Annotated in this window: 1 protein-coding gene; it reads right to left on the reverse strand. The window is 43.3% G+C overall.

The genetic code is table 11. The annotated features are described in order from the left end of the window. A partial coding sequence (locus C1I95_RS37520) for a LysR family transcriptional regulator substrate-binding protein (protein ID WP_146605967.1) occupies positions 1 to 416 on the reverse strand: 416 nt, incomplete at both ends.

Genomic DNA, 416 nt, shown 5'->3' on the forward strand with positions numbered 1-416 from the left:
ATGACAACGTGTGGAGCTTATCAGTTGCCGGATTAGCCACCATAAATGAATTTGGCAACGCCGTGTTAGTATTAGTTGCTGCCACAAAGCGATAAATCTGTTGTGGCGTCGTAAACCGTGCGACTGCCGTTGGCAAATCAGCCAACTGGTTCTTATAAGATTCCTTAACCACTTGATCCAAGTAATAGTTTTCAGGATACGTCACCCATGGATTGAGCGTCGTATCTTTGAACTTGATGCGCTTCTTCTTCGCTAACTTCTCGTCACCCGAAATGAATAGCAATTCGTCTTGGATAATCTTCTTAGACTGGTATGGCTTCCAGTTCTTGATACTTTCATCAGGTAGGTACATGACTGCCAAATCAATCCGATTATTTTCTAATCGTTCCCAAATCTCTTTACGCGTCAGCATGTGC

The sequence above is a fragment of the Micromonospora craterilacus genome (genome assembly GCF_003236315.1).
Lineage (GTDB): Bacteria > Actinomycetota > Actinomycetes > Mycobacteriales > Micromonosporaceae > Micromonospora > Micromonospora craterilacus.